Here is a 20,971-nt window from a genome sequence, read left to right as displayed (position 1 = left end):
AACGACTGTGGCCCGTCCTCACGTGAGGACGGGCCACGGTCGTCTTCGGGTCAGGCGCGGGACTGCAGCATCCGGTCGAAGAGATTGCTCGTCGCCGTGCGAATGCGCTGATCGACACGGCCCTCTGCACTCAGGGCGATGGGCCAGTTGAAGGTTCCCGCGGCGAACACCATGGTGCCGCGCCGGTCCACACACAGGCTGGTGTTCTGGATCTTCGTGCCCCTGCCCATGCTGTCGGGGTACGGGGAGTGGGACAGCAGGGTCTGCTCGACGTCTTGCGGCTTGGGCATCTTGGGGTCGAATCCGTCGGCCTCGATCGCCACCAGGTCGGGTATCTCATCGCCGTCACGCACACCGGTGCCCGCCCAGAGCCAGTGGCCGCTCTCCTTGACGACGAGAGGCACGGGGTCCTTCAGCATGCCGTTGTACTGGACGCCCAGCAGCCCCTGTTCGGCGCGGCGGTGGTCCTTGTCCAGGTGCCGCCATCGGATGGTGGGGCCTCCGGCGCCCGGGTTCGGGTCGGGCTCCTCCTTGTAGCAGGCGACCACGCGGCTCGCCTTGTCGCGGGTGGAGGGCTCCAGCCGGATATTGAAGTAGATGTTGTTCGCCCCCAGGAACGCCAGGTGCGTGCCCGCCTTCAAGGCCGCCTCGGTGTGGTCGCGCATCTCCTTGGACCAGTACTCGTCATGTCCCGGGAACACGATGGCCCTGTACCGGGACGGGGCTACGCGCCCCTCGTGCAGATCGACGCTGGTCGCGTAGGTGACGTCGTACCCGGACTCCTCTGCCCACCGAGCGAAGGACATGTCCATGTCGAAGACCATGGGCAGGCCGTCATGGGAGTACGGCCGGTCGAAGGAGACTTCGTAGGACCGCTCGGGGTTGGCGCCGAGCCCGCCAGTGGGCAGGTGCCCGCGATAGAGGTTCCTGCCCGTACGGCCGTCCCTGGGCCACAGGTTGTACGCCTGGTACGTCGTGAAGGGGGCCACCATCAGGATGTCCGAGGTGCGCTGCAGGTCACGGACGACGAACGGCGAGTAGCTGCGGTGGCCGTCGGCCGTGGTGAAGACGGCGAGGAAGAGGCCCGACACCCAGTCCTTCGGTATCTCGAAACTCCAGGACACCGGCCAGTCGCACGCGAGGACCCGTGAGCCCGCCGCGGCCTCGGGCGTGGGCCGCGGCTTGCCCTCGAGTCGGGGGCTCACCGCCAGACGCCGGGCACCAGCGCCGGAGTAATGGCCTATTCGGTAGAGGGACACATTGAACATGCCGGCCGGGCGAACCGACACGTGGAAGTCGATGGTCTCGCCGGGACTCACGGAGGTGGTGGAGGTGTATCCGTGTATCTGGCCGTTCGTGTCGTCCGCGGCCCGGATGCCGTCGATGCCGACCTTCCAGTCGGCCTTCCCTGCCAGTTTGTTCTCCAGGGCCACAGGGTTGTCACCGGTACGCACGGCCCGCCGCACGGGGGGCGGCCCGGCGGGCTCGCTCGCCGCCTGGCATCCGGTCATCGCCGCGGCGCCAAGGCCGATCACTCCCAGGGCAGCACGACGGGATACACCGGACATGGGGCAACCTCCGTTGAAGCCGACGGGCGGTCGCCCAACGCGCTACATGTGGGATCGGAAAGGCATGCGAGAGATACGAGGCATCTTCGAATATGCCGGGATGACTGTACTGGGAACGAACACTCCTTCGGAACGACGAGAAGGAAATGTGGGAGAAAGCACTCGCGCCTCAAAGGCAAAGGCATTCCGCCTCGGCCCCCGCCGCGGATCGTTACGACGGCCGTCCGGGTTCCCCGGGGCCGGCATCTGCCCCCGGTGCGCGACCCGCCCGTCGAGTCCCTGCGCGGCACACTGACCCGCGACGTCCCCGGCCCTCACCACGGCCCGCCTCGCCGGCGAGGACATCGACCTCGACGACGCCCCGGCCCGAGCCGCCTCAGCACCAGATCGGCTCCTGCGCGGAGTCCCCGGCCGGCTGCTGCGCGGCGGCCACGGAGACACGGGGGGCCGGGTCGCGGAGTACCTGGTCGGCGGGGCCCGCCGTCAGGGCGGCGAGCAGGGCGGCGGCGGTGACGGCGACGAGCTTCGTAACGGCCTTACGGCGCATGGGACAGCCTCTTCATCTGGGAAGGGAGAGCGGGGAGTTGGCCGGTTCTTTCCGTCCCGGCGCATCGCCATCGTGCCGAGCCGCAGAGGCGGCTGTCGCTTGATTCCGCTGGCACAAAGCTCCCCGACACATCCGTGCCAGCGCGTCCGCCGCCCCCGGACATGCACATGAGGGGGGCACGCTCCTGACACGGTTCGTCCACGTAATGGACACTGTTTGTGCAGGCAGCGATGGATGTGGACAATCCACGTGCAAGATCGCCTCTGAGGGCCCGCCTTGCCGCCAGCGTTGTCGGCCGACCATGCGCGCCGCTCCGTTCCGCGACCTGGGGGGACTTCCCGTGCTCGTTGCTCTCGGGCTGACAGAGCGGTCCGACACGCTCTACCGGTTCATCCTCAAACGGCCTGATCTCACCGTCGCCCACCTCGCCGAAGCACTGGGCCGGCCCCAGGAGGACATCTGCGAGGACCTGGAGGAGCTGACGCGGCTCTCCCTCCTCGCACCGTCCTGGCGCGGTGACGGCCGCCTGCGGGTGGTCAACCCGAAGGCGGCGCTCGACGCCCTGCTCGCCCACCAGCAGGCGGAGATCGCCGAGCGGCACCGGGCGCTGGCCGAGAGCCAGGCGGCGGCGGGCGCACTGCTGTCGCAGTACGCCGAGCTGCATCCGGCGGGCGAGACCCACGAGGCGGAGCGCCTCCAGGGGATCGATGCCGTATGGGCGAAGATGGAGCAGCTGAACGACAGCACCCGGTCCGAATCCATGGCGTTCGCGCCCGGCGGGGCGCAGACCTCGGAGGCCTACAAGGCCAGCGAGCCGCTCTCGGAGGCGCTGCTCGCGCGAGGCGTGCGGATCAGGACCATCTACCTCGACTCCATCCGCAACGATCCCGCGAGCGTCGAGCACGCCCGCTGGCTGACCGAGCGCGGCGGGCAGGTGCGGACCGTCTCCGCCCTGCCGATGCGGATGTACATCGCCGACCGGAAGTCGGCGATGGTCCCCATCAACCCGGCCGACAGCGCGAAGGGCGCGGTGCTGCTGCGCGAGCCGGGGGCCGTGGCCGCGTTCTGCGCGCTGTTCGAGGCGGTGTGGGCGACCGCGACGCCGTTCGGCGAGCCGCCCCGGCGCAGCCTCGACGACCCGGGCTCGCAGCCCCGGGAGCTGCTGCGCCTGCTCGCCCAGGGGTACACCGACGAGGCCGCCGCCCGCCGGCTGGGCATCTCCCTGCGCAGCGAACGGCGGCTGATCTCGGAGCTGATGGAGAAACTGGACGCGCAGAGCCGCTTCCAGCTGGGACAGCGGGCCGCCGAACACGGCCTGCTGTGACGCCTGTTGGTCAGCAGGCGCAGGACGCGCCCGTGACGGGAGCCGTCAGCGGGTCCGGGGCGGACCGGCGCACGCCCTGGGCGTCCTCGACCGGGAAGCCCTCGCGGGACCAGTACTCGAAGCCGCCGAGCATCTCCTTGACCCGGTAACCGGCGGTGGCGAAGGCGTGCGCGGCGCGGGTCGCGCCGTTGCAGCCGGGGCCCCAGCAGTAGGTGACGACCACGCTGCCGGGCGGGACCAGCTCGGCAGCGCGGTCCGCGATGTCGTCGGTGGGCAGGTGTACGGCGCCGGGGATACGGCCCTGGGCCCACGCCTCGGGGCCGCGGGTGTCCACGAGGACGAAGGAGGCGGCGCCGGACTCGATGTCGGCGTGCACGTCGGAGGCGTCGGCCTCGAAGGTGAAGCGGCGGTGGAAGTGCGCGGCGGCGGTGGCCGGGTCAGCCGGCGGGACGCGCAGCACCTTCGAGGGAGCGGTGGTCGTGGTCATGGTCTTCCTCCGTGGGATGGGTGACGGGGCGGCGCAGGGCCGCGAGGGCGAGCAGGGCGTAGAGGGCGGCGGTGGCGGCGCCCGGGCCGAGCAGCAGCGCGGGCACGCCCCACCGGGCGGTGTGGGCGAGGCCGAGGACGGCCAGGGCGACGAGCGCGGCGACGACCGCCCCGCGCCGGCCGCCGGAGGCGGACCCGGACGCTGAGGCGGAGGCGGAGGCGCCGTCGCCCCTCCCGCGCCCTCCGCCGGGCCCGGCGGCCGAGGCGCCGTCGGCCGCCCCGCGACCGGACGTGAGCTCCACCCAACGGGCGCCCGTCACGCGCAGGTTGGTCCGGCAGTACGTCCAGCAGACGAGCGCCGAGACCAGGGCGAGCGGGGGGAACAGCAGCGCGGAGACGGCCGGGGGCGCCGGGGCGGGGGGTGTGAGCAGCAGGGCGTACAGCGCGGCGGCGAGGCCCACGCCCAGCAGGGTTCCGGCCAGCACGCGGCGCTGGGCGCGGGCGGCCGGTACGGCGGACTCCAGGCCGACCCAGCCGAAGAGCAGGGGCACGGCGAGCAGCGCGGGGTGGGCGCTCGGCGCGTGGCCGGCCGGCGCCGGGAGCCCGCCCAGCGCCCACCACGCACCGGCCAGGACCAGGACCGCGGCCAACCGGACCCGGCGGAGCAGGTACGCGCCCGACCGGGCGGCCACGGCGGCGGTGACGAGGACGACCGCGGCCACGGCGTACGGCACCGGCGCGCCCACCGGCCCCCAGGCCCGGGCCGCGAACTCGCCCGCCGACAGCGCCACCGCCGCCTGGCCCGTGGCGAAGCCGCCGAAGTACAGCGCGGTGACGGTGCGTCCCGCCCCCGGACCGAGCCGGTCGCGGACGAAGGCCACCGGGCCCGCCGCCCGCGTCCCGCCGGAGGCGGCGAGCAGCAGGCACCAGCCGGCCAGGGCGGCGGCCAGCGCGACGGCGACGGCCGGGGCGTGCGGAGCGGAGGCCAGTGCCGCCGGGAGCAGGAGCGTCCCGGCGCCCAGCACCGCCGCCAGGGTCCGTACGGCCGCGGCACGGGCGGACGCGGCACCGGCCGACGCGGCACCGGCGGACGCGACACCCGCGGACGCGACACCGGCAGACGCCGCACCCGCGGACGCGACACCGGCCGACGCGACACCCGCGGACGCGACACCGGCAGACGCCGCACCCGCAGACGCAGCACCGCCGGACGCGGGACCTGCCACCGGATGGCCCTGCGTCACGACAACTCGTGGAAGTACAGCGGCACATCGGACGGCAGCACGGTGCCGGCAGGCACCAGGGCGCCGTCCAGCGCGGACCACTCGGGCATCCGCGTCCCGGCGTCCACCGCCACGCCCAGCTGCGCCGCGAGGAACGCCGACCAGCCCGGCATCAGCGGCGCGGCCGCCACCGCGACGGCGGCGAGCAGCTCCACCGAGGCGGCGAGCCGTCCCGCGTACCGCTCGCGCGGTCCGGCGGCGCCCAGCAGCGCCAGCTCCTGGAGGTCCGCGACGGCCCGGTCCACCACCGCGGCGATCACGGCGGCCGCGCGCTGCGGCGAGAAGGTCTCGGCGGCGAGCGCGTCGTCCACGAGGCCCGGCAGCGCGGCCCGTTCGGCGGCGAGAGGACCTTCGGGGGCGGCCGTGGGGACGGCCGAGTCGAAGTCCTTGGCGAGCAGGTCCAGCACGGTGTCGGTCCACGCCTCGAGGCCGCCCGCCAGCACCGTGCTGACCGTGTCGGTGAACTCCTTCATGGAGAAGTTGTTCTGCTCCCGCTCCGGTCCGGTCAGGCAGAGGTGGAAACGCAGCGCGTCCGCGTTGACCCGGCGCAGGAACTCGCCGCCCCAGATCGCGTGGCCCCGGCTGGTGGAGAACTTCTCCCCCTCCAGGCGGTAGAACTCGTTGATCACCACCTGGGCGGGCAGGGTCAGTTCACCCTGGGCCATCAGCAGCGCGGGCCAGAGCACGGCGTGCGAGAACGAGCAGTCGAAGCCGATGAAGTTCACGATCCGGGTCTCCGGGTCGGTCCACCGCCGCTGCCACGCGCCCTCGTCGCCGTCGGCCTCGCCGAGCCGGGCGGTGGCCGCCACGTACCCCCAGATGCCGCTGAACCAGGTGTCGAGGATGTGGCCCTCCCAGCCCGGGAGCGGGACCGGGATGCCGTACGACGCCTCACGGCTGATCGCGGTGTCGGGCAGCTCGCGCGAGAACAGGCCCTCCAGGTACGCGCGCAGCCGGGGCCGCCACTCGGCGCGGGACTGGGCGTCGTCGTAGTACTCCTGCAGCCGCTCGCGGTACTGCTCCAGCGGGAAGACGATGCGGCGCATGGTGCGCGTGCCCGGCGTGGTCCAGCAGGCGGTGCACCGGGGGTCGGCGAGCCCGGCGGGGTCCTGCGGCAGGCCGCACGCCTCGCAGTAGACGCCGTCGGAGGGCTCGGCGCAGAACTGGCAGGCGCCGCGCACCTCGGCCTCGTACAGGTAGCGGTCGCAGGGGGCGCAGTGGAAGACCGGCAGCTCCTGGACCTCCAGGGCGCCCGCCTCCCACAGCTCCAGGAAGAACCGCTGCACGAACAGGGTGTGCGCCTCGTCGGTGAGCGGGCGGGTGAACCAGTCGTGGTGCATGGCGCCCAGCGAGAGGGTCTCCTCCATGCGGTCCCCGAACATGCGGGCGGTGCGGTGGGCGGTGGAGCCGATCTCGGCGGCCCGGCGCGGGACGTAGCAGGAGTGCTCGTCGGAGTAGCCGACGTACTGCACGTCGTGGCCGCGGCGGCGCAGGTGGCGGGTGAGGACGTCGGCGCCGAGGAACGGGCCCGAGAGGTGACCGAGGTGGAGGTCGCCGTTGGGGTTCGGCGGCGCGCTGGTGACGACGTACGAGGTCATGAGGTGGGGGTTCCTTCGGAGAGGCCCTCGGGGAGGACGAGAGGAGCGGTGTCGAGCGGGGGCAGGGCGTCGGAGGTGGCGGCGACGACCCGGGTGCGCGGCGGCAGGTCGTCCAGGACGACCGAGTGCGCGCCGATGCGGGAGTCCTCGCCCACGGTGACCGGGCCGAGGACGCTGGCCCCGGTGCCGATGACCACCCGGTCGCCGATGACGGGGTGGCGGCGGGCGCCGGCGGGCCGGCGCAGGTCCTTCCACCAGCCCACCGAGCCCAGCGTGACCTGGTGGTACAGCATCACGTCGTCGCCGATGACGACCGTCTCGCCGATGACGACGGCCGTGCCGTGGTCGACGAAGAACCGGCGGCCGATGCGCGCGCCCGGGTGGATCTCGATCCCGGAGACCGCGCGGGCCAGCAGCGACAGGGCGCGGGCGGTGACCCGGTGGCCGCGCCGCCACAGCCGGTGCGCGACCCGGTACGTCCACAGGGCGTGGATGTGCGGGTAGAGCAGCACTTCGGCGCGGGAGGTCGCGGCCGGGTCCTTGGCGAGGACGGTCTCGACGTCCTCCCGCAGCACCGACCGGACGTGCCTGAAGGTGGTCCGTCTACATGTGGTCATAGGGGGCCTCCGGGCGGATCGGGTGGCCGGCGAGGAAACGCTGCGGCCGGTACGGCTCCAGGAGCTCCTGGACGGCCTTGCCAGGTACGGCGCCGCCCTCCACGATCTCCTTGGCGGCGAGTTCGGCGACGGCCGGCGCCAGCTTGAAGCCGCCGCCGCTGAAGCCGAGCGCCAGGTAGAGGCCGTCGGGTCCGGCCGCGCCGACCACCGGCCGCTTGTCGGGCGTGTAGCCGTCGAGGCCGGAGCGGGTGCCGGCGAGCGGCGCGGTGGCGGCGGCGGGGACGCGGTCGGCGATGGCGTCGATGGCCTGCTCCAGCTCGGCGGAGGTGAGCGGCTCGACGTCCCGGCCCAGCACGGTGTCGGGCTTGCTCGGCACGCCGAAGTAGAAGCGGTCGAGGCCGTCGGGCCGGAAGTAGCTGCCGGTGGTGTCGTCGATGCAGGTCGGCACGGAGGCACCGGAGCCGCGCCGCCCGGCGCCCGGCAGTTCGGCCTGCGCAAGGCCGATGCGGCGGGCGGTGACCGGGATGTGGATGCCGAGGTACTCGGCGGGCGCCGAGCCCCAGGCCCCGCCGGCCAGCACGACGAGCGGCGCGTCGATCCGGCCGATGGAGGTCAGCACGCCGGTGACGGTGCCCGCGTGCTCCAGGACCTTCACGGCCCGGATGCCCTCCGAGGGCGAGACGCCGAGCCGGTACGCGGCCGTCAGCAGCGACGCGGAGGCGGCCATGGGGTCGGCGTAGCCGCCCTCCGGCTCGTACGCGGCGAGCGCCACGCCTTCGGTGCGCAGCCCGGGGTAGAGCTCCTTGAGCTCGGACCGGCCGATGACCTCGACGCGCCGGTAGCCGGCCGCCTCGGTGGCGACGGCGGCGTTCTGGCGCAGGTCGTCGGCGTGGTCCTCGCCGACGATCATGACGAAGCCGGTGCGGCGGTATCCGCAGTCGCCGCCGATGGCGTCCGACCACTGCTCGAAGACGGGCAGGCTGCGGGCGGCGAGCCGGGTGTCGCAGGCGGCGGTGTGGTGCAGCCGCAGCAGGCCGCCGGAGCGCGAGGTGGCGCCCTGGGCGTTGACCCGGCCCTGGTCGCACAGCACGATCCGGCCGATCCCCGCGAGGGCGAGCTGGTGGGCGATGGCCGCCCCGATCACCCCGCCGCCGACGATGACGGCGTCGGCGTGGGCGTGCACGATGGGACTCATCCCCACACCGCCTCGCCGGCGATCGGGGAGGCGTCGTCGATGCCGAACCGGGCGGCCCACTTGGCGCGTTCACGGGCTATGGCCTCGGCGCCGCCCCACCAGATGGTGACGAACCGCAGCCGCGTGTCGCCGTCGTTGGTCAGGTCGTGGTCCTGGAACGGCGTGATGAAGACCGTCTCGCCGGCGCGCACGCGGCGCGTCTCGTCGCCGATGCGCATGACGCCGCTGCCCTCGACGATGAAGAACATCTCGTTCTCGTCGTGGTGGTGCGGGGTGGAGGTGGCGCCGGGCGCCACGTCGACCCAGGCGCCGCCCCAGCCCGGCGTCTCGACGGCCTCGGGCCAGGGGAAGATGCGCCGGCCGCTGACGTTGTAGGCCTCCTCGAAGACCATGTCGTCGTCGCCGGTGGTGAAGACGTGCATGTGCGGGTGTCCAATCAGGCGGCGACCGGCGCGCGGAGCCGGCTGCGCAGGTCGCGGTGGATGGTGTCGGCCTTGGCGGCCATCTGGCTGAAGGAGGTGGCGCTTCCGATGCCGTGCCGCCACTCGGTGAGGCCGTCGAGGTAGATGCCGACCTCGCACTCCTCGGTGGTCTCGGCGCGGTAGGCGCGGGTCACCTCCGGGCGTCCGGCGGCGTCCAGCCGCAGGTACGGGGAGAAGGCGGTGAGCTGGCGCGGGAAGGCGGGCTCCCGGTAACCGGTGCACAGCACCACCGCGTCGGCCTCGATCAGACCGCGCTCGCCGGTGAAGACCTCCTCGGTGCGCAGCCGCACCGCGCCGTCGTCGGTCCGCTCGACGGCGGTGACCTCGGTGCGCCGGTGCATGCGGAGGCGGTCGCGGCCGCTGAGCCGGTCCTCGTACACCGCCTGGTAGAGCGCGGTGGACACATCGGGGTCCACGGCCGCGTAGTTGGTGGCGCGGGCCTGGTCCAGGGCGCGTGCGCGCTGCTCGTCCTCGAGGCCGTAGAAGTAGTCGGTCTCGGCGGGGAAGTAGACCTCGTTGGAGAAGTGGCCCAGCTCGTACATCCGGAAGCCGGCGTGCCGGACCACCGAGTGGATGCGGGTGCCGGGGTCGGCGGCCGCCAGGTGCAGGACGATCTCGCCCGCGGTCTGCCCGGCACCGATCACCGCGACGCTGCGCAGGGGCTTCTCGCCCAGCGCGGCGAGGCTCGGCAGCAGGCGGCTCGCGTGGAACACCCGCTCGCCCAGGTGCGGGCGGAAGGTGTCGGGGACGTACGCCTCGTGGCCGGTGGCCAGGGCGACGTTGCGGGTGTGGAAGGTGTGGGTGGCGCCGTCGCGGGTGTCGCGGGCGACGACCCGGGCGGTGCGCACCCGGCCGTCGGCGTCGGTGACGGGTTCGACGGCGAGGACCTCGCGGTGGTAGTCGACGGGGCCGCGCACCTGCCCGGCCGCCCACTGCACGTAGTCCGACCATTCCAGCCGGCTGACGTACCCGCCCATCAGCGTGAACGGGTAGAAGCGCCCGCTCTGCTGCAGGTAGTTGGGGAAGGTGAAGCGGCTGCGCGGGTCGCGCGGGGTGGCGAAGTCGCGCAGGAAGTGGTGCTGGATGTCGGTCCCGGGCAGGACCAGGTTGGGCTGCCAGGCCGAGTCGGCGGCCTTCTCCAGGTAGCGGGCGGCCAGCGGCCCGGACCCGGTGGCGTCGTCGTGGTCCTCGACGGCCGCGGCGAGCGCGATGCCGGAGGGGCCGAAGCCCGCCACCACCAGGTCGTGGACCCGTGCGTCGGTGTACGTCATCGGGCGCTCCCCGTGATCGGCTCCAGCGGCTCCAGCGCCGCGGACAGGGCCTCCCGCAGGATCAGCCCGGCGGTGTCTATCTCCTCGGCGGTGCAGTTCAGCGGCGGCAGCATGCGCACCACGCAGTCGTCCCGGCCGCCCAGCTCCAGGATCAGGCCGCGGCTGACGGCCTCCCACTGGACGCGCTTGGCGAGCGCGGTGGCGGGCAGCCCGGTGACCGGGTCGGCCAGCTCGACGCCGGCCATCAGGCCCAGGCCGCGCACGTCGGCGACGTACGGGCTGAGCGCGCGCAGGCCCTGGAGGTGCACCATCAGCTGGTCGGCCCGGGCGCGGACGTTCTCCAGGACCCGGTCGCGCCGGACGACCTTGAGGGTGGCGACGCCGGCGGCGAAGGCCGGCTGGTTGCCGCGGAAGGTGCCGGTGTGGGCGCCCGGTTTCCAGGTGTCGAGCTTCTCGTCGTAGAGGATCACGGCGGCCGGCAGGCCCATGCCGCTGAGCGCCTTGGACACGCACACCACGTCCGGCTCGATGCCGTACTGCTCGAAGGCGAACCAGGTGCCGGTGCGGCCGCAGCCGCTCTGCACCTCGTCGACGATCAGCGGGATGCCCAGCTCGCGGGTGACCTCGCGGACGCGCTGCACGAACTCCACCTCGGCGGGGATCACCCCGCCCTCGCCCTGGACCAGCTCCATCAGCACGGCCGCCGGCAGGGTGATGCCGCCGTTGACGTCGGTGAGGGCGCGCTCCAGGAAGGCGGCGCAGTTGACCTCGCAGCTGTCCCGCTTGAGGCCGAGGGGGCAGTTGTGGCAGTTCGAGTACGGGAAGAAGTGCACGCCCGGCATCCGGCCGCGTACCGGTTCCTTCTGCTCGACCAGGCCGGTGACGCTCATCGCGGCCAGCGTCGCGCCGTGGAAGCCGCCCTGGAAGGTGATGACCTCCTCGCGGCCCGTGGCGGTCTTGCACAGCTTGAGCGCCGCGTCGACGGCGTTGGCGCCGGTCGGGCCGCAGAAGTGGATGCGGGTGCGCTCCCGCATCGGCTCCGGCAGCATCCCGATGGTCAGCTCGGTGAACTCGTCCTTGACGGGCGTGGGGAAGTCCAGGCCGTGGACGAACTCGTCGAGCTGCCGGTGGGCGGCGGCGAGCGGCTCGGGGTGGTTGTGGCCGAGGGAGAGCACCCCCGCGCCGCTGAGGAAGTCGAGGAAGACGTTGCCGTCGAGGTCCTCGACGTAACTGCCCCGGGCGCGGCGGATGGCGAGGGGGAGCTTGCGGGGGTACGAGCGCGAGTTGGACTCGCGCCGCTCCTGGCGGGCGAGGAGCTCGGCGCTGCGCGGGCCCGGCAGGGCGCCGGTCACGCGCGGCCCGGCGTAGCGGGGTGCCGCGGCCTCCGCGGGGGACGCGTGGCCGACGGTGGGGGCGGTCATGGTGGTGGGGACCTCTCGTGTCAGGCGGCGGCGAGGGCGGCGGCGCGGTCGGTACGGGTGGGGGCGGTACGGCCGGGGGCGGACGCCAGGCGGCCGGCCAGCGCGTCGGCCAGGGTCGCGGCGCGCAGCGACAGCAGGCTGAAGGACCCCGCGTCGCCGATGCCGTGGCTGGACTCGCACAGGCCGTTCAGGAACAGCGGCGGAATGCCGTCGGCGACCGGCCGCAGCGCGTAGTCGGCGTCGACCTCCAGGCGGCCGTCCGGCTCGGTGGCGAACCGGTCGGCGAGCGACGCCATCAGCGGCGGGCACAGCTCCTCGTCCGGGCCCGGGCCCATGTTGCGGAAGCCCGTGGCGAGGACGGCGAAGTCCACGGTGTCGGTGATCGTCTCCCCGGTGTGGCGCTCCAGGAAGTCCAGCGCGATCCGGCCGTCGCCGGTCTCGGCGACCCGTACGGCCTCGTGGTTGCCGCGGACGAACACCCGCTGGTCGCCGTCGAGTTCCTGCTCGTACATGGTCAGGTAGAGCTCGCGCAGCACGTCGCCGTCCGCCGACGAGTAGTTGGTGGGGTGCATGTAGGCGTCGAGGGCGCGCTTGCCCTCGCGGGAGGCACGGAAGTAGTAGTCGGTGAACTCGGGGAAGTACCCCTCCTCGCTGAAGGGGCTGGTGTCCTTCAGCCGCAGCGAGTGGGAGCGGGTGTAGGTGGTCACGCGGGTGCGCGGGAAGCGGCGGCTGAGGTCGAGGGCGAGCTCGACGGCGCTCTGGCTGCCGCCGATGACGGCCACCGACTCCGGCTCGCGCCCCTCGCCGGTGCCGCCGGTCAGCTCGGCGAGGCGCGGCAGGTACTGGGTGAGGTGGAAGACGCGCCGGCTGCGCGCGGTGTCGTACGGGGCGGGGACGTACGGGGTGCGGCCGGGGCCCATCACGAGCGTGCGGCCCAGGTAGCGGCGGCCGGACACGGTGGTCACCTCGTACAGCGACTCGCCCGCCACCTCGGTGATCCGGACGCGGTCGGCCCGCTGGTCGCAGTCCACCAGGTGCGAGAAGAAGCCGGCCGCCCAGCGGATGTAGCCGGCGTACTCCTTGCGCAGCGGGAACTCCGAGGGGAGGTTGAGGTGGCGCAGCAGCCGGCCCTGCTCGTGCAGGTAGTTGAGGAAGCTGTAGCGGCTGCGCGGGTTGCGCAGGGTCACCAGGTCGCGGCTGGGGTGGTTCTGGATGTCGGAGCCGTCGAGCAGCATGCCGGGCTGCCACTCGGGGCTGGGCCGGGCCTCCAGGAATCTGGCGGTGAGCGGCGAGTCGCGTTCCTCCAGGGCGATGGCGAGGGCGAGGTTGGCAGGTCCGAAGCCGATGCCGAGGATGTCGTGGACGTCGGGCGTGCCGGGCGTGGTGGTCTCGCTCATCGTGCGGTGCTCCTTGCGATCGCGGGGGCGGTGGTCGTCGTGGCGGTGGTGGCGGTGGTGGTGGCGGTCACCGTGGTCAGGGTCGGGTTGCCGTCGAAGTCGATGCGCAGGCCGCTGATCCGGTCGGCGGCGTACACCCGCTGGTCGGTGCGGTACCAGAGGGGGATCAGGGCGAGGTCGGCCATGGCGGCGCGGTCGGCGCGCCGCCAGGCGTCCGCGCGCTCGGCCGGGTCGGTGGAGGCGCGGGCCCGGGCGACGAGGGCGTCGAACTCCGGGTTGTCGTAACGGCCCTCGTTGTCGCCGTGGGCCGTGCCCCGCTCGTCGGGCGCCGTGCAGGACGAGTGCAGCAGCGGGAAGAGCATGTTGTCGGGCGTGGGGTAGTCGCAGGCCCAGCCGGCCCGGCACAGGCCGGCCGCGGCGATCGAGGTGCGGTGGTCGACCAGGCCGCGCCCGTCGGTGCGCAGCAGGTCGACGTGCCAGCCGAGGACGTCCTCCAGCCCGCGGGCCAGGGCGTGCACCCAGTCGTCGTGGCCCGCCCCGGTGTTGTAGGCGAGGTCGACGCGGGTGCCGGGCGGCAGGCCGGCCCGCAGGGCGGCGGCCCTGGCCCGTCCCGGCGCGTACGCGGTCCAGTCCTCCTCCCACTCCCCGCGCGGGGTGTGCGCCGTCCCGAACCAGGGCGACAGCAGGGAGTGGGCGGCGGTGCGCCGGCCGTGGAAGTACGTGTCGATCAGGGCATGCCGGTCGATGGCGGCGGAGACGGCGCGGCGGGCGTCCACCGAGTCCATCGGCGCCTGGTGGCAGAAGGGGATCAGGTAGAACAGCCCGGCGCCGTCCCTCTCCAGGAACCCGTCCAGTCGCGCCGCCTCGGCCGTGCGGGACGGCGGGACGCGGGCGTAGTCGTACGTGCCGGCCAGGAACCGCTCGTACTCGTCGTCCAGCGCAGTGACCGGGTCGAGGATGTCGATGTGGACCTCGCGCACCTCGGGTGCGGGGCCGGACCAGCGCTCGTTACGGCGCAGCCGGATGGACTCGCCGTGCCGCCACGGACCGTCCATCACGAACGGCCCGTTGCCGATCGGCAGGTCGTTGTACGCGGGGTTCAGGGCCGGGCCCGCGCAGGAGGGGACCGGGCTGAAGATCGGCTGGAGGGTCTTCAGGTCGAACTGGACGTCCGGCTCGGACAGTTCCACGACGAGCGTGGCGTCGTCGACCGCGGTGAAGGACCGCACGCCCGCCAGGTGGTAGGCGGTCTCGGTGTTGGCCTCCGGGTCCAGCGCACGCGCCCAGCCCCGGACGAAGCTGTGCGCGGTGACCGGCTCGCCGTCGCTGAAGACGGTGTCGGTGCGCAGCGTGAAGGTCCAGGTGAGCGCGGCGTCGTCGGTCCACCAGCGGGTGGCGGTGGCGGGGACGAGCGCGCCGTCGTCGTCCAGCGCCAGCAGGCCGGTGAACAGGGCCTTGCAGACGAGGATGCCTTCGCCCTCCTGGGCCTTGTAGGGGTCGATCGCGGTCGGTTCGGTGATGCCCATGCGGAACACGGGGTCGTCGGTGTGCACAGTGATCGTTCTCGCTTCGGCTCTCAGGCGGGTACGACGACGACGTCGAGGCGTTCGTCGAGTTCGGCGGCGATCCGCTCCACCCGGTCGATGTCGGCCGGCTCCCGGTACGGCGCGGCGACCGCCAGCGAGCCGGCGATCTCGTACCAGCCCTCCGGTGCGCGCCGCAGCCGGTCGCCGGGGCGGGAGGCGGGGATGTACGAGCGGAAGTACGGCGAGTGGAAGGCGTCCCCCGGGTTGTTGCGCACCAGCCTCCCGGTCCGGTACGCGAACTTGATGCAGGTGGCGGCGCGGGGCGCGGCCGCGCGCCGGACCTCGCCGTCGAGGACCGCGGCCCGGGCGGCCGTGTCGTCGCCGGCGAGCACGGCCTTGGCGTACAGCCGGACCGCGTCGATGCCGTGGACCTCGCGCAGGTTGCGGTAGTTCTGCCCGCCGCTCATCCGGGTGGCGAACTCGACCACCCGGTAGCGGCCCTGGTCGTCCTGCCGGAACTCGGCGTTGAACAGGCAGTGCTCGACGCCGAGCGCGGCGACGATGCCCTCGGCGACCGCGACGAGCTCCGGCTCCTCCTCCGGGGTGCGGAAGGGCAGCGTGTAGAAGTCCTCCTCGAAGTACGGGCCGGGCATCTGCATCTTGTTGGTGACGCCGACCAGGTGGAACCGGCCGGAGAGGACCACGCCGTCGAGGGTGACCTCCTTGCCCGGCAGGAACTCCTCGAGGAGCGCGATGTCCGGGCCGTCGCTGGGGAAGTAGCCGCCCCACTCCTCCACCAGCCGGGCCACGTCCTCCAGCGCCGCGCGCAGCGCGTCGCGGTCGTGGACGAGCGTGACGCCCATGCTGGCCGCCAGCGCGCTGGGCTTGACGATGAACGGGTAGCGGAACCCCTCGGCGGCGGCGAGCCCCTCCTCGACGCCGGTAACGGCGACCGCGCGCGGCCCGGGCAGGCCGTGCTCCTCCAGGAACTCCCGCTGGAGCCGCTTGTCGCGCGAGATCTCGTCGGCCTCGGGGCGCGGCCAGGCGTGCCCGAGGAGCCGGTTGGCGAGCGAGGTAACCACGATGTCGGAGTCGTAGAAGGTGATCGCGGTGGCGATGCCCAGCCGGCGCGCGGCGTCCGCGCAGAACTCGGCCAGTCCGGTCGTGTCCAGGTCCTCCGGCAGACGGACCACGGAGGCGAACCGGCCGTCCTCCTCGGCCCGGGCGACCTGGGTGGCCAGGTGGATCTCCAGGCCCATGCGCTCCAGCGTCTCGATGTGCTCGCGGTGCCACGCGTACGTGTTCCGCATGATCAGCAGGATCTTCATGCCGCTTCCTCCTCCTGCCGCCGCCCGGGGGCGCGGGTGACGACGGTGACCTTCTCGGTGAGCCGCTCCGCGGTGGCGACGGCGGCGGCGGTGTCGGCACCGGTGGCCAGCACCTGGCCGACGCGGTCCCAGTTGCCGCGCAGCTCGCCCACGGTGTCGCCGGGCGCGACCGTGGTCTCCACGTCCAGGACGCTGTCGAGGGCCCTGGCCTCCTCGGCGCCCTGGATCTCCACGACCGTGCCGGGGCGGGCGGACAGGAAGCGGGTGGCGGCCGAGCGGCGGGGGACGGGCCGCTCGGTCAGCGCCGGGATCAGCTTGAACTGCCAGGCCACGATCCACTCTTCGACGTCGATGCCGTACGCGGCGTCCAGCAGGTCGAAGATCCGGTCGCCTCCCATCCGGTTGTGGCCCTCGATGATCTGGGGCCCCGTCGGGGTCAGGCGCAGCTCGGTGTGGGCGGCGCCGTCGGTCAGGCCGACCGCGTCGAGGAAGCGGCTCACGCTCTCCTCCACGCGCCGCTCGTCGGCCGGTGCGAGCCGGGCCGGCAGCGCGTGCCCGAGCTCGATGAAGCCCTCGCCCGCGCCCGGTGCGCGGTCCGGGCCGGCGTCCGGGCCGGCGTCCGGGCCGTCACCGCCGGTGAGCTTCTCCGTCACCGCGAGCACGATGTGCCGCCCCGCGAAGGAGAACGTCTCGACGCTGTACTCCGGACCGGAGATGTACTGCTCGGCGATGAACCGCCCGATCGTGAAGAACGACCCCCACTGGAGGTCGGTGCGGGCGCGCAGCGCCTCCACCTCGGCCCACGCGGCCGCGGCCTGCTCGGGCCCGTCGATCCGTACGACGCCGAGGCTGGCGGTGGCGTCCACGGGCTTGAGCACGAACGGGTAGCCGTGCGCCGCCCCGAAGGCGACCAGGTCGTCGGCGTCGGCGACCTCGGCGGCGGCCACCGACAGCTCCCGCACCAGCGGGTCGGGGTGCGCGCCGAGGTGGCGGCGCATCGCGTGCTTGTCGCGGAGGAGTTCGGCGGTGTGCTCGGTGGTTCCGCCGAGCCCCAGGTGGTCGCTGATGCGGGCGGCCGGCACGAGACCCGGCTCCGTGATGGACACGACGCGGGTGAACCCGTACGCCTGGTGGGCCGCCTCGACGAGCGGGCGGGTGGTGTTCCAGTCGGTGTAGTCGGCGATGATCACGGCCGCGGCGAGCCGGGCGGCCTCCGGCACGAACTGGTCCGGGTGCTGGATCAGTACGAACCGGATTCCGAGCGCCGCGGCTTTGCGCAGCGTCTGTATGCGGCCGCCGACGACGAGAAGCGTTTTGTCGGTCAGGTGAGCGGTCATGGATATGACTCTGCGACATCGAATGGGGCCCCGGAATACGTTTCCGGTGGCACAAGAATGCCCCGGCACGAAATACCGCCGAGGTCACCGGCGGGCCCGGTTCCGGCACGTTCGTGCCAGGCACAACCGTGCATCCGCACCGCCATTGCGCCGCACCGGACGCGCCCCCATGCTCGGCGCCATGCCTCGGATCGCCTTCACCACCTTCGCGGTGCTCAAACAGCCCTACCCGCACCTTTCCAACACCGATTTCAACGAGCTGGAACCGCTGGCCTTCGGCGCCTCGGAAAGCAGCCCGGGATTCATCGGCCGGGCCGAGGCCGTCGATTCGGCGGACACCAAGTGGACGAACTTCGGCCGCGATTACGGTGCCTGGGGGAAATTCGAGGCCCCCTCCTTCTACACCGGCGGCAGGGACGACGACACCGACACCCGGGCCTCCACCCTCTCGCTGTGGACCGACCTGTCATCGGTACGGGCCTACGCCTACAGCGGCATCCACCGGCAGGCGCTGCGCGACCGGCGGCGCTGGTTCGTCTCCCTCCCCCACCGGCTCTACGCGGCCTGGTGGGTCGCGGACGACGTGGTCCCGACCTGGCGCGAGGCCTGCCTGCGCCTCGAGATCCTCAACGAGTTCGGGCCCACCGCGCACGCCTTCGACTTCAAGCACCCCTTCGACCCCGACGGCAACCCCCTCTCCCCCTCCGAGGCCTCCCATGCCTAGACCCGCGTCCCGCCCCGCCGCCACGACCGCCGGCGCCGCCCACGGCCCCTCGCCGAACGCCAAGGTGCTGCTGATCGTCCTCAGCGCGGCCGCCTTCCTGCTGACCCTGGCCGGATCGGCGCTGAAGAACACCGTCCAGGTGTACTTCGTGCCCATGGCCGACACCTTCGGCGGCTCCCGGGGCGCGCTCGCCTGGGCCACCACGCTCTTCGCCGTCACCGTCGCCGTGGCGTCCCCGCTCGTCGGCGCCCTGGCGGACCGGCTGGGCGGCGCGGCCACGCTCGCACTGGGCACCGCGCTGTCGGGCGTGGCGCTGATCGGCTGCGCGCTCGCCGGCGAACTGTGGCTGTTCGTCGCGGTGTACGCGCTCATCGCCGCGCTGGCCTCGACCATGCTGTCGTACGTACCGCTGGGCGTCCTGGTGGACGAGCTGTTCCGGGACGGCCGCAAGGGCCTGATGTACGCGCTGCTCACCAACGGCGCGGCGGTCGGCTTCGTGGTGCTGGTGCCGCTCTGGTCCTGGCTGGGCACGTGGTCGTCGTGGCAGGACGTGCTGCTCGTGGTGGGCCTGGTCTTCCTGTGCGTCCTGGCCCCGCTGGCCATGCTGGTGGCCCGGGGGTCGAACCGGGTCGCCGCGCGGCCGGAGGCGGAGGACACCGCCTCGTCCGATCCCGGACCGCGGGCGCTCCGGCGGCTGTCGTTCGGCGAGCGGCTGCGGCTGACGGCCGGGAACCCGGACATGCGGCGCCTCTCGCTGGCGCTGTTCGCCTGCGGGGCCACGATGGCCTTCATCGACGTGCACTTCATGCCGCTCATGCACGACCACGGCCTCGGACACACGGTCAGCTCCACGGCCGTGGCGCTGCTCGGCGTCTTCGAGATCGCGGGCGGCCTGCTGGCCGGCTGGCTGTGCGACCGGGGCTGGATCAAGGGCGTCCTGCTCAGCGCGTACGCGGTGCGCTGCGTGGCGATGGTGCTGGTGGCGCTGAACCCCACCGGTGCGGTCGTCATCGCCTTCGGCGTGGTCTTCGGCGTGAGCTACCTGGCGACCGTCATCGCCACCACCATGTGGGCCGCCCGCGTCCTGCCCGTGGAGGTGCGGGGCTTCGGCATGGGCCTGGTGTGGACGGTGCACGCCCTGGGCACGGCGCTGACCAGCGAGGTCGGCGCGGTCATGGCCGACGCGACGCACGACTACTCGGTGGTGGCGCTGGGCTGCGCCGGCCTCGCCGCGGCGGCCTGCGTCCTGGTGCTGGCCGGCCGGGTCCCCGAGGCGGCGCAGACCGGCGAAGCCGACGCGACCGATACCGACCCCTCCGGCCCCGATGCCGGCTCGTCCGGTCCCGGCGGCGGTACCGGTACCGCCGCCGCCTCCGAGGCCGACGCCCCCGCCGACGCGGACACCGCCCACCGGGCGGAGCCCGCGGGGGCCCGCTGACGGCCGTACCCCTCACCCCTTTCTCCAAGGAGCAACAGTCATGGCGGATTCCGCCCCGCTGCACAGACGGCTGCGGGAACTTCCCCGGAGCGCCTGGGTCATCTTCTCGGGCATGTTCCTGATCAAGTTCGGGAACTTCCTCAACGTCTTCCTCGTGCTCTTCCTCGTCTCGCGCGGTTTCTCCGCGTTCCAGGCCGGTGCCGCCCTCGGCCTGGTGGGGGTCGGCGCGTTCATCGGAAACGCCGTCGGTGGCACGGTCGCCGACCGGTTCGGCCGGCGGACCACCATCGCCGTGTCGATGTTCGGCAGCAGCGCCGCGACGGTCGCCGTCCCGCTGACGGACGGCCTGCTGTCGACCACCCTGCTGGTGACGCTGGTCGGCGTCTTCGCCCAGTTGTACCGGCCGGCGGCCGGCGCGCTGCTGGTGGACGTGGTGCCGGAGGCGCAACGCGTCATGGCGTTCGCCGTGCTGCGCCTCGCCATCAACGTGGGCATGGCGATCGGCCCGCTCGTCGGCGGTCTGCTCAGCGGCCACTCGTACACGTACGTCTTCATCGGCGACGCCCTGTTCTCCTTCGCCTTCGGCGTGCTGGCGCTGCTCACCCTCCCGGGCGGCCGTCCGGCGCCGGCCCCGGTCCCCGGGGCGGCGGCCCCGTCCCGCAAGGGCGGGTACCGCGAGGTCTTCTCCGACCGGCCGTACCTGCTCTTCCTCGGCTCGATGGTCGCCGCGACCTTCGTCTACGGGCAGTCCACCGCGACCCTGCCGCTCCACGTGCGGGACGCGGGCTTCGACAACAGCGTCTACGGTCTGCTGCTGGGCCTCAACGCGCTGCTCTGCGTGGTGATCGAGCTCCCGCTCACCAAGCACACCGAGCACCGCACCCCGCGCCGGGTGATCGCGGCGGGGCTGCTGCTGCTCGGCGTCGGCATGGGTCTCACCGGTGCGGTGGACGCGGTGTGGCTGCTGGCCCTGACGGTGGTGGTGTGGACGGTCGCGGAGACCGTCTACACGCCGATCGCCAACGCCTACCCCGCCGAGTTCTCCCCCGCCCACCTGCGCGGCCGCTACCAGGGCGCGGAGGGTCTCGCGCACACCCTGGGCGGCGCGCTCGGCCCGGCGGTCGGCGGTCTGCTCTACGGGATCTCGGCCCCGCTCCACTGGGTGGTCTGCGCGGCCGTCGCCGTACTGGGCGCGCTGCTGGTCCTGGGAGCGAAGCCCCGCACCCCCGCGCCCGCCCCGGCCGATTCCGCACCCGCTCGGCCCGCGCCCGCCGCGACCGAGCCCGCACAGGCCCGGCCCGCTGCCGCCGCCCCGACCACCGTCCCCGTGGAGCCCGCCACCGCGCCCACGGGCCCCGCGTAGCCGCCGGACCACCGGCCGCCGCATCCTCCGCACCCGAGCCACCACCGCCCCGACGCGGCAGGCGCT

At 73.3% G+C, this 20,971-nt stretch carries 18 protein-coding genes; 4 read left to right on the top strand and 14 right to left on the bottom strand.

Going from position 1 to position 20,971, the window contains the following annotated elements:
* Positions 1–50: 50 nt before the first annotated feature.
* Both AC07FJ_RS16880 and AC07FJ_RS16875 read right to left on the bottom strand, forming a co-directional pair.
* The gene (locus AC07FJ_RS16880) at positions 51–1,511 is read right to left on the bottom strand and encodes a N,N-dimethylformamidase beta subunit family domain-containing protein (RefSeq protein WP_479049639.1); all 1,461 of its coding nucleotides are present in this window, start codon (positions 1,509–1,511) and stop codon (positions 51–53) included.
* A 433-nt stretch (positions 1,512–1,944) separates the two neighbouring features.
* The gene (locus tag AC07FJ_RS16875) at positions 1,945–2,115 is read right to left on the bottom strand and encodes a hypothetical protein (RefSeq protein ID WP_479049638.1); all 171 of its coding nucleotides are present in this window, start codon (positions 2,113–2,115) and stop codon (positions 1,945–1,947) included.
* 340 nt (positions 2,116–2,455) lie between these two features.
* Between AC07FJ_RS16875 and AC07FJ_RS16870 the strand changes: the two genes are divergently transcribed.
* Entirely contained in the window at positions 2,456–3,439 is a 984-nt protein-coding gene (locus AC07FJ_RS16870; protein ID WP_361417555.1) for a helix-turn-helix transcriptional regulator, read from the top strand.
* Positions 3,440–3,449: 10 nt separating this feature from the next.
* On the opposite strand, the gene AC07FJ_RS16865 is transcribed toward AC07FJ_RS16870, so the two are convergent.
* The 12 genes from AC07FJ_RS16865 to AC07FJ_RS16810 form a co-directional block, all read right to left on the bottom strand.
* Positions 3,450–3,926 carry a rhodanese-like domain-containing protein gene (locus AC07FJ_RS16865; protein WP_361417552.1) on the bottom strand — a complete coding sequence of 159 codons (477 nt, stop codon included), beginning with the start codon at positions 3,924–3,926 and terminating at the stop codon, positions 3,450–3,452.
* Complete coding sequence (locus AC07FJ_RS16860) at positions 3,877–4,950, bottom strand: hypothetical protein (protein WP_479049636.1); 1,074 nt, start codon at positions 4,948–4,950, stop codon at positions 3,877–3,879. The genes AC07FJ_RS16865 and AC07FJ_RS16860 overlap by 50 nt, the downstream gene beginning before the upstream one ends.
* A gap of 215 nt (positions 4,951–5,165) precedes the next feature.
* A complete protein-coding gene (locus AC07FJ_RS16855) occupies positions 5,166–6,806 on the bottom strand; it encodes a methionine--tRNA ligase (protein WP_479049634.1) in 1,641 nt (546 codons plus the stop codon).
* A complete protein-coding gene (gene epsC / locus AC07FJ_RS16850) occupies positions 6,803–7,423 on the bottom strand; it encodes a serine O-acetyltransferase EpsC (protein WP_361417543.1) in 621 nt (206 codons plus the stop codon). The genes AC07FJ_RS16855 and epsC overlap by 4 nt, the downstream gene beginning before the upstream one ends.
* Entirely contained in the window at positions 7,410–8,618 is a 1,209-nt protein-coding gene (locus AC07FJ_RS16845; RefSeq protein ID WP_361417540.1) for an NAD(P)/FAD-dependent oxidoreductase, read from the bottom strand. Before AC07FJ_RS16845 ends, epsC begins: the two co-directional genes overlap by 14 nt.
* Positions 8,615–9,040, bottom strand: a complete 426-nt coding sequence (locus AC07FJ_RS16840; RefSeq protein ID WP_468293875.1) for a cupin domain-containing protein — start codon at positions 9,038–9,040, stop codon at positions 8,615–8,617. The genes AC07FJ_RS16845 and AC07FJ_RS16840 overlap by 4 nt, the downstream gene beginning before the upstream one ends.
* A gap of 14 nt (positions 9,041–9,054) precedes the next feature.
* Positions 9,055–10,371, bottom strand: a complete 1,317-nt coding sequence (locus AC07FJ_RS16835; RefSeq protein ID WP_479049631.1) for a SidA/IucD/PvdA family monooxygenase — start codon at positions 10,369–10,371, stop codon at positions 9,055–9,057.
* Positions 10,368–11,792: a diaminobutyrate--2-oxoglutarate transaminase family protein gene (locus AC07FJ_RS16830; protein WP_479049629.1), complete on the bottom strand. Its 1,425-nt coding sequence runs from the start codon at positions 11,790–11,792 to the stop codon at positions 10,368–10,370. The genes AC07FJ_RS16835 and AC07FJ_RS16830 overlap by 4 nt, the downstream gene beginning before the upstream one ends.
* 20 nt (positions 11,793–11,812) lie before the next feature.
* Entirely contained in the window at positions 11,813–13,189 is a 1,377-nt protein-coding gene (locus AC07FJ_RS16825; RefSeq protein ID WP_479049628.1) for a lysine N(6)-hydroxylase/L-ornithine N(5)-oxygenase family protein, read from the bottom strand.
* Complete coding sequence (locus AC07FJ_RS16820) at positions 13,186–14,742, bottom strand: ABC transporter substrate-binding protein (protein ID WP_479049627.1); 1,557 nt, start codon at positions 14,740–14,742, stop codon at positions 13,186–13,188. Before AC07FJ_RS16820 ends, AC07FJ_RS16825 begins: the two co-directional genes overlap by 4 nt.
* A 23-nt stretch (positions 14,743–14,765) precedes the next feature.
* Positions 14,766–16,043 carry an ATP-grasp domain-containing protein gene (locus AC07FJ_RS16815; protein ID WP_479049626.1) on the bottom strand — a complete coding sequence of 426 codons (1,278 nt, stop codon included), beginning with the start codon at positions 16,041–16,043 and terminating at the stop codon, positions 14,766–14,768.
* Complete coding sequence (locus AC07FJ_RS16810) at positions 16,040–17,380, bottom strand: ATP-grasp domain-containing protein (protein ID WP_479049624.1); 1,341 nt, start codon at positions 17,378–17,380, stop codon at positions 16,040–16,042. The genes AC07FJ_RS16815 and AC07FJ_RS16810 overlap by 4 nt, the downstream gene beginning before the upstream one ends.
* Positions 17,381–17,561: 181 nt before the next feature.
* On the opposite strand from AC07FJ_RS16810, the gene AC07FJ_RS16805 reads away from it, so the two are divergent.
* Genes AC07FJ_RS16805 through AC07FJ_RS16795 form a run of 3 tightly spaced genes read left to right on the top strand, consistent with a single transcriptional unit; the run spans position 17,562 to position 20,905 of the window.
* On the top strand, positions 17,562–18,104 hold the full coding sequence (locus AC07FJ_RS16805) for a DUF3291 domain-containing protein (protein ID WP_479049623.1): 543 nt from the start codon (positions 17,562–17,564) through the stop codon (positions 18,102–18,104).
* Entirely contained in the window at positions 18,097–19,542 is a 1,446-nt protein-coding gene (locus AC07FJ_RS16800) for an MFS transporter (protein ID WP_479049621.1), read from the top strand. Before AC07FJ_RS16805 ends, AC07FJ_RS16800 begins: the two co-directional genes overlap by 8 nt.
* 40 nt (positions 19,543–19,582) lie before the next feature.
* Positions 19,583–20,905, top strand: coding sequence for an MFS transporter (locus AC07FJ_RS16795; protein WP_479049619.1), 1,323 nt, complete (start codon positions 19,583–19,585; stop codon positions 20,903–20,905).
* Positions 20,906–20,971 lie beyond the last annotated feature (66 nt).

It is taken from the genome of Streptomyces sp. NPDC045998 (genome assembly GCF_056430285.1).
The sequence above is the reverse complement of the archived record's forward strand: the minus strand, read 5'-3'. Positions and strand labels throughout refer to the sequence as shown.

Excerpts from the sequence above, each read along its gene's own strand:
- AC07FJ_RS16845 (WP_361417540.1), bottom strand. The coding sequence starts at position 8,618 with ATGAGTCCCATCGTGCACGCCCACGCCGACGCCGTCATCGTCGGCGGC.
- AC07FJ_RS16865 (WP_361417552.1), bottom strand. The coding sequence starts at position 3,926 with ATGACCACGACCACCGCTCCCTCGAAGGTGCTGCGCGTCCCGCCGGCT.
- AC07FJ_RS16800 (WP_479049621.1), top strand. The coding sequence starts at position 18,097 with ATGCCTAGACCCGCGTCCCGCCCCGCCGCCACGACCGCCGGCGCCGCC.
- AC07FJ_RS16810 (WP_479049624.1), bottom strand. The coding sequence starts at position 17,380 with ATGACCGCTCACCTGACCGACAAAACGCTTCTCGTCGTCGGCGGCCGC.
- AC07FJ_RS16880 (WP_479049639.1), bottom strand. The coding sequence starts at position 1,511 with ATGACCGGATGCCAGGCGGCGAGCGAGCCCGCCGGGCCGCCCCCCGTG.
- AC07FJ_RS16825 (WP_479049628.1), bottom strand. The coding sequence starts at position 13,189 with ATGAGCGAGACCACCACGCCCGGCACGCCCGACGTCCACGACATCCTC.
- epsC (WP_361417543.1), bottom strand. The coding sequence starts at position 7,423 with ATGACCACATGTAGACGGACCACCTTCAGGCACGTCCGGTCGGTGCTG.
- AC07FJ_RS16855 (WP_479049634.1), bottom strand. The coding sequence starts at position 6,806 with ATGACCTCGTACGTCGTCACCAGCGCGCCGCCGAACCCCAACGGCGAC.
- AC07FJ_RS16875 (WP_479049638.1), bottom strand. The coding sequence starts at position 2,115 with ATGCGCCGTAAGGCCGTTACGAAGCTCGTCGCCGTCACCGCCGCCGCC.
- AC07FJ_RS16795 (WP_479049619.1), top strand. The coding sequence starts at position 19,583 with ATGGCGGATTCCGCCCCGCTGCACAGACGGCTGCGGGAACTTCCCCGG.
- AC07FJ_RS16815 (WP_479049626.1), bottom strand. The coding sequence starts at position 16,043 with ATGAAGATCCTGCTGATCATGCGGAACACGTACGCGTGGCACCGCGAG.
- AC07FJ_RS16835 (WP_479049631.1), bottom strand. The coding sequence starts at position 10,371 with ATGACGTACACCGACGCACGGGTCCACGACCTGGTGGTGGCGGGCTTC.
- AC07FJ_RS16830 (WP_479049629.1), bottom strand. The coding sequence starts at position 11,792 with ATGACCGCCCCCACCGTCGGCCACGCGTCCCCCGCGGAGGCCGCGGCA.
- AC07FJ_RS16805 (WP_479049623.1), top strand. The coding sequence starts at position 17,562 with ATGCCTCGGATCGCCTTCACCACCTTCGCGGTGCTCAAACAGCCCTAC.
- AC07FJ_RS16840 (WP_468293875.1), bottom strand. The coding sequence starts at position 9,040 with ATGCACGTCTTCACCACCGGCGACGACGACATGGTCTTCGAGGAGGCC.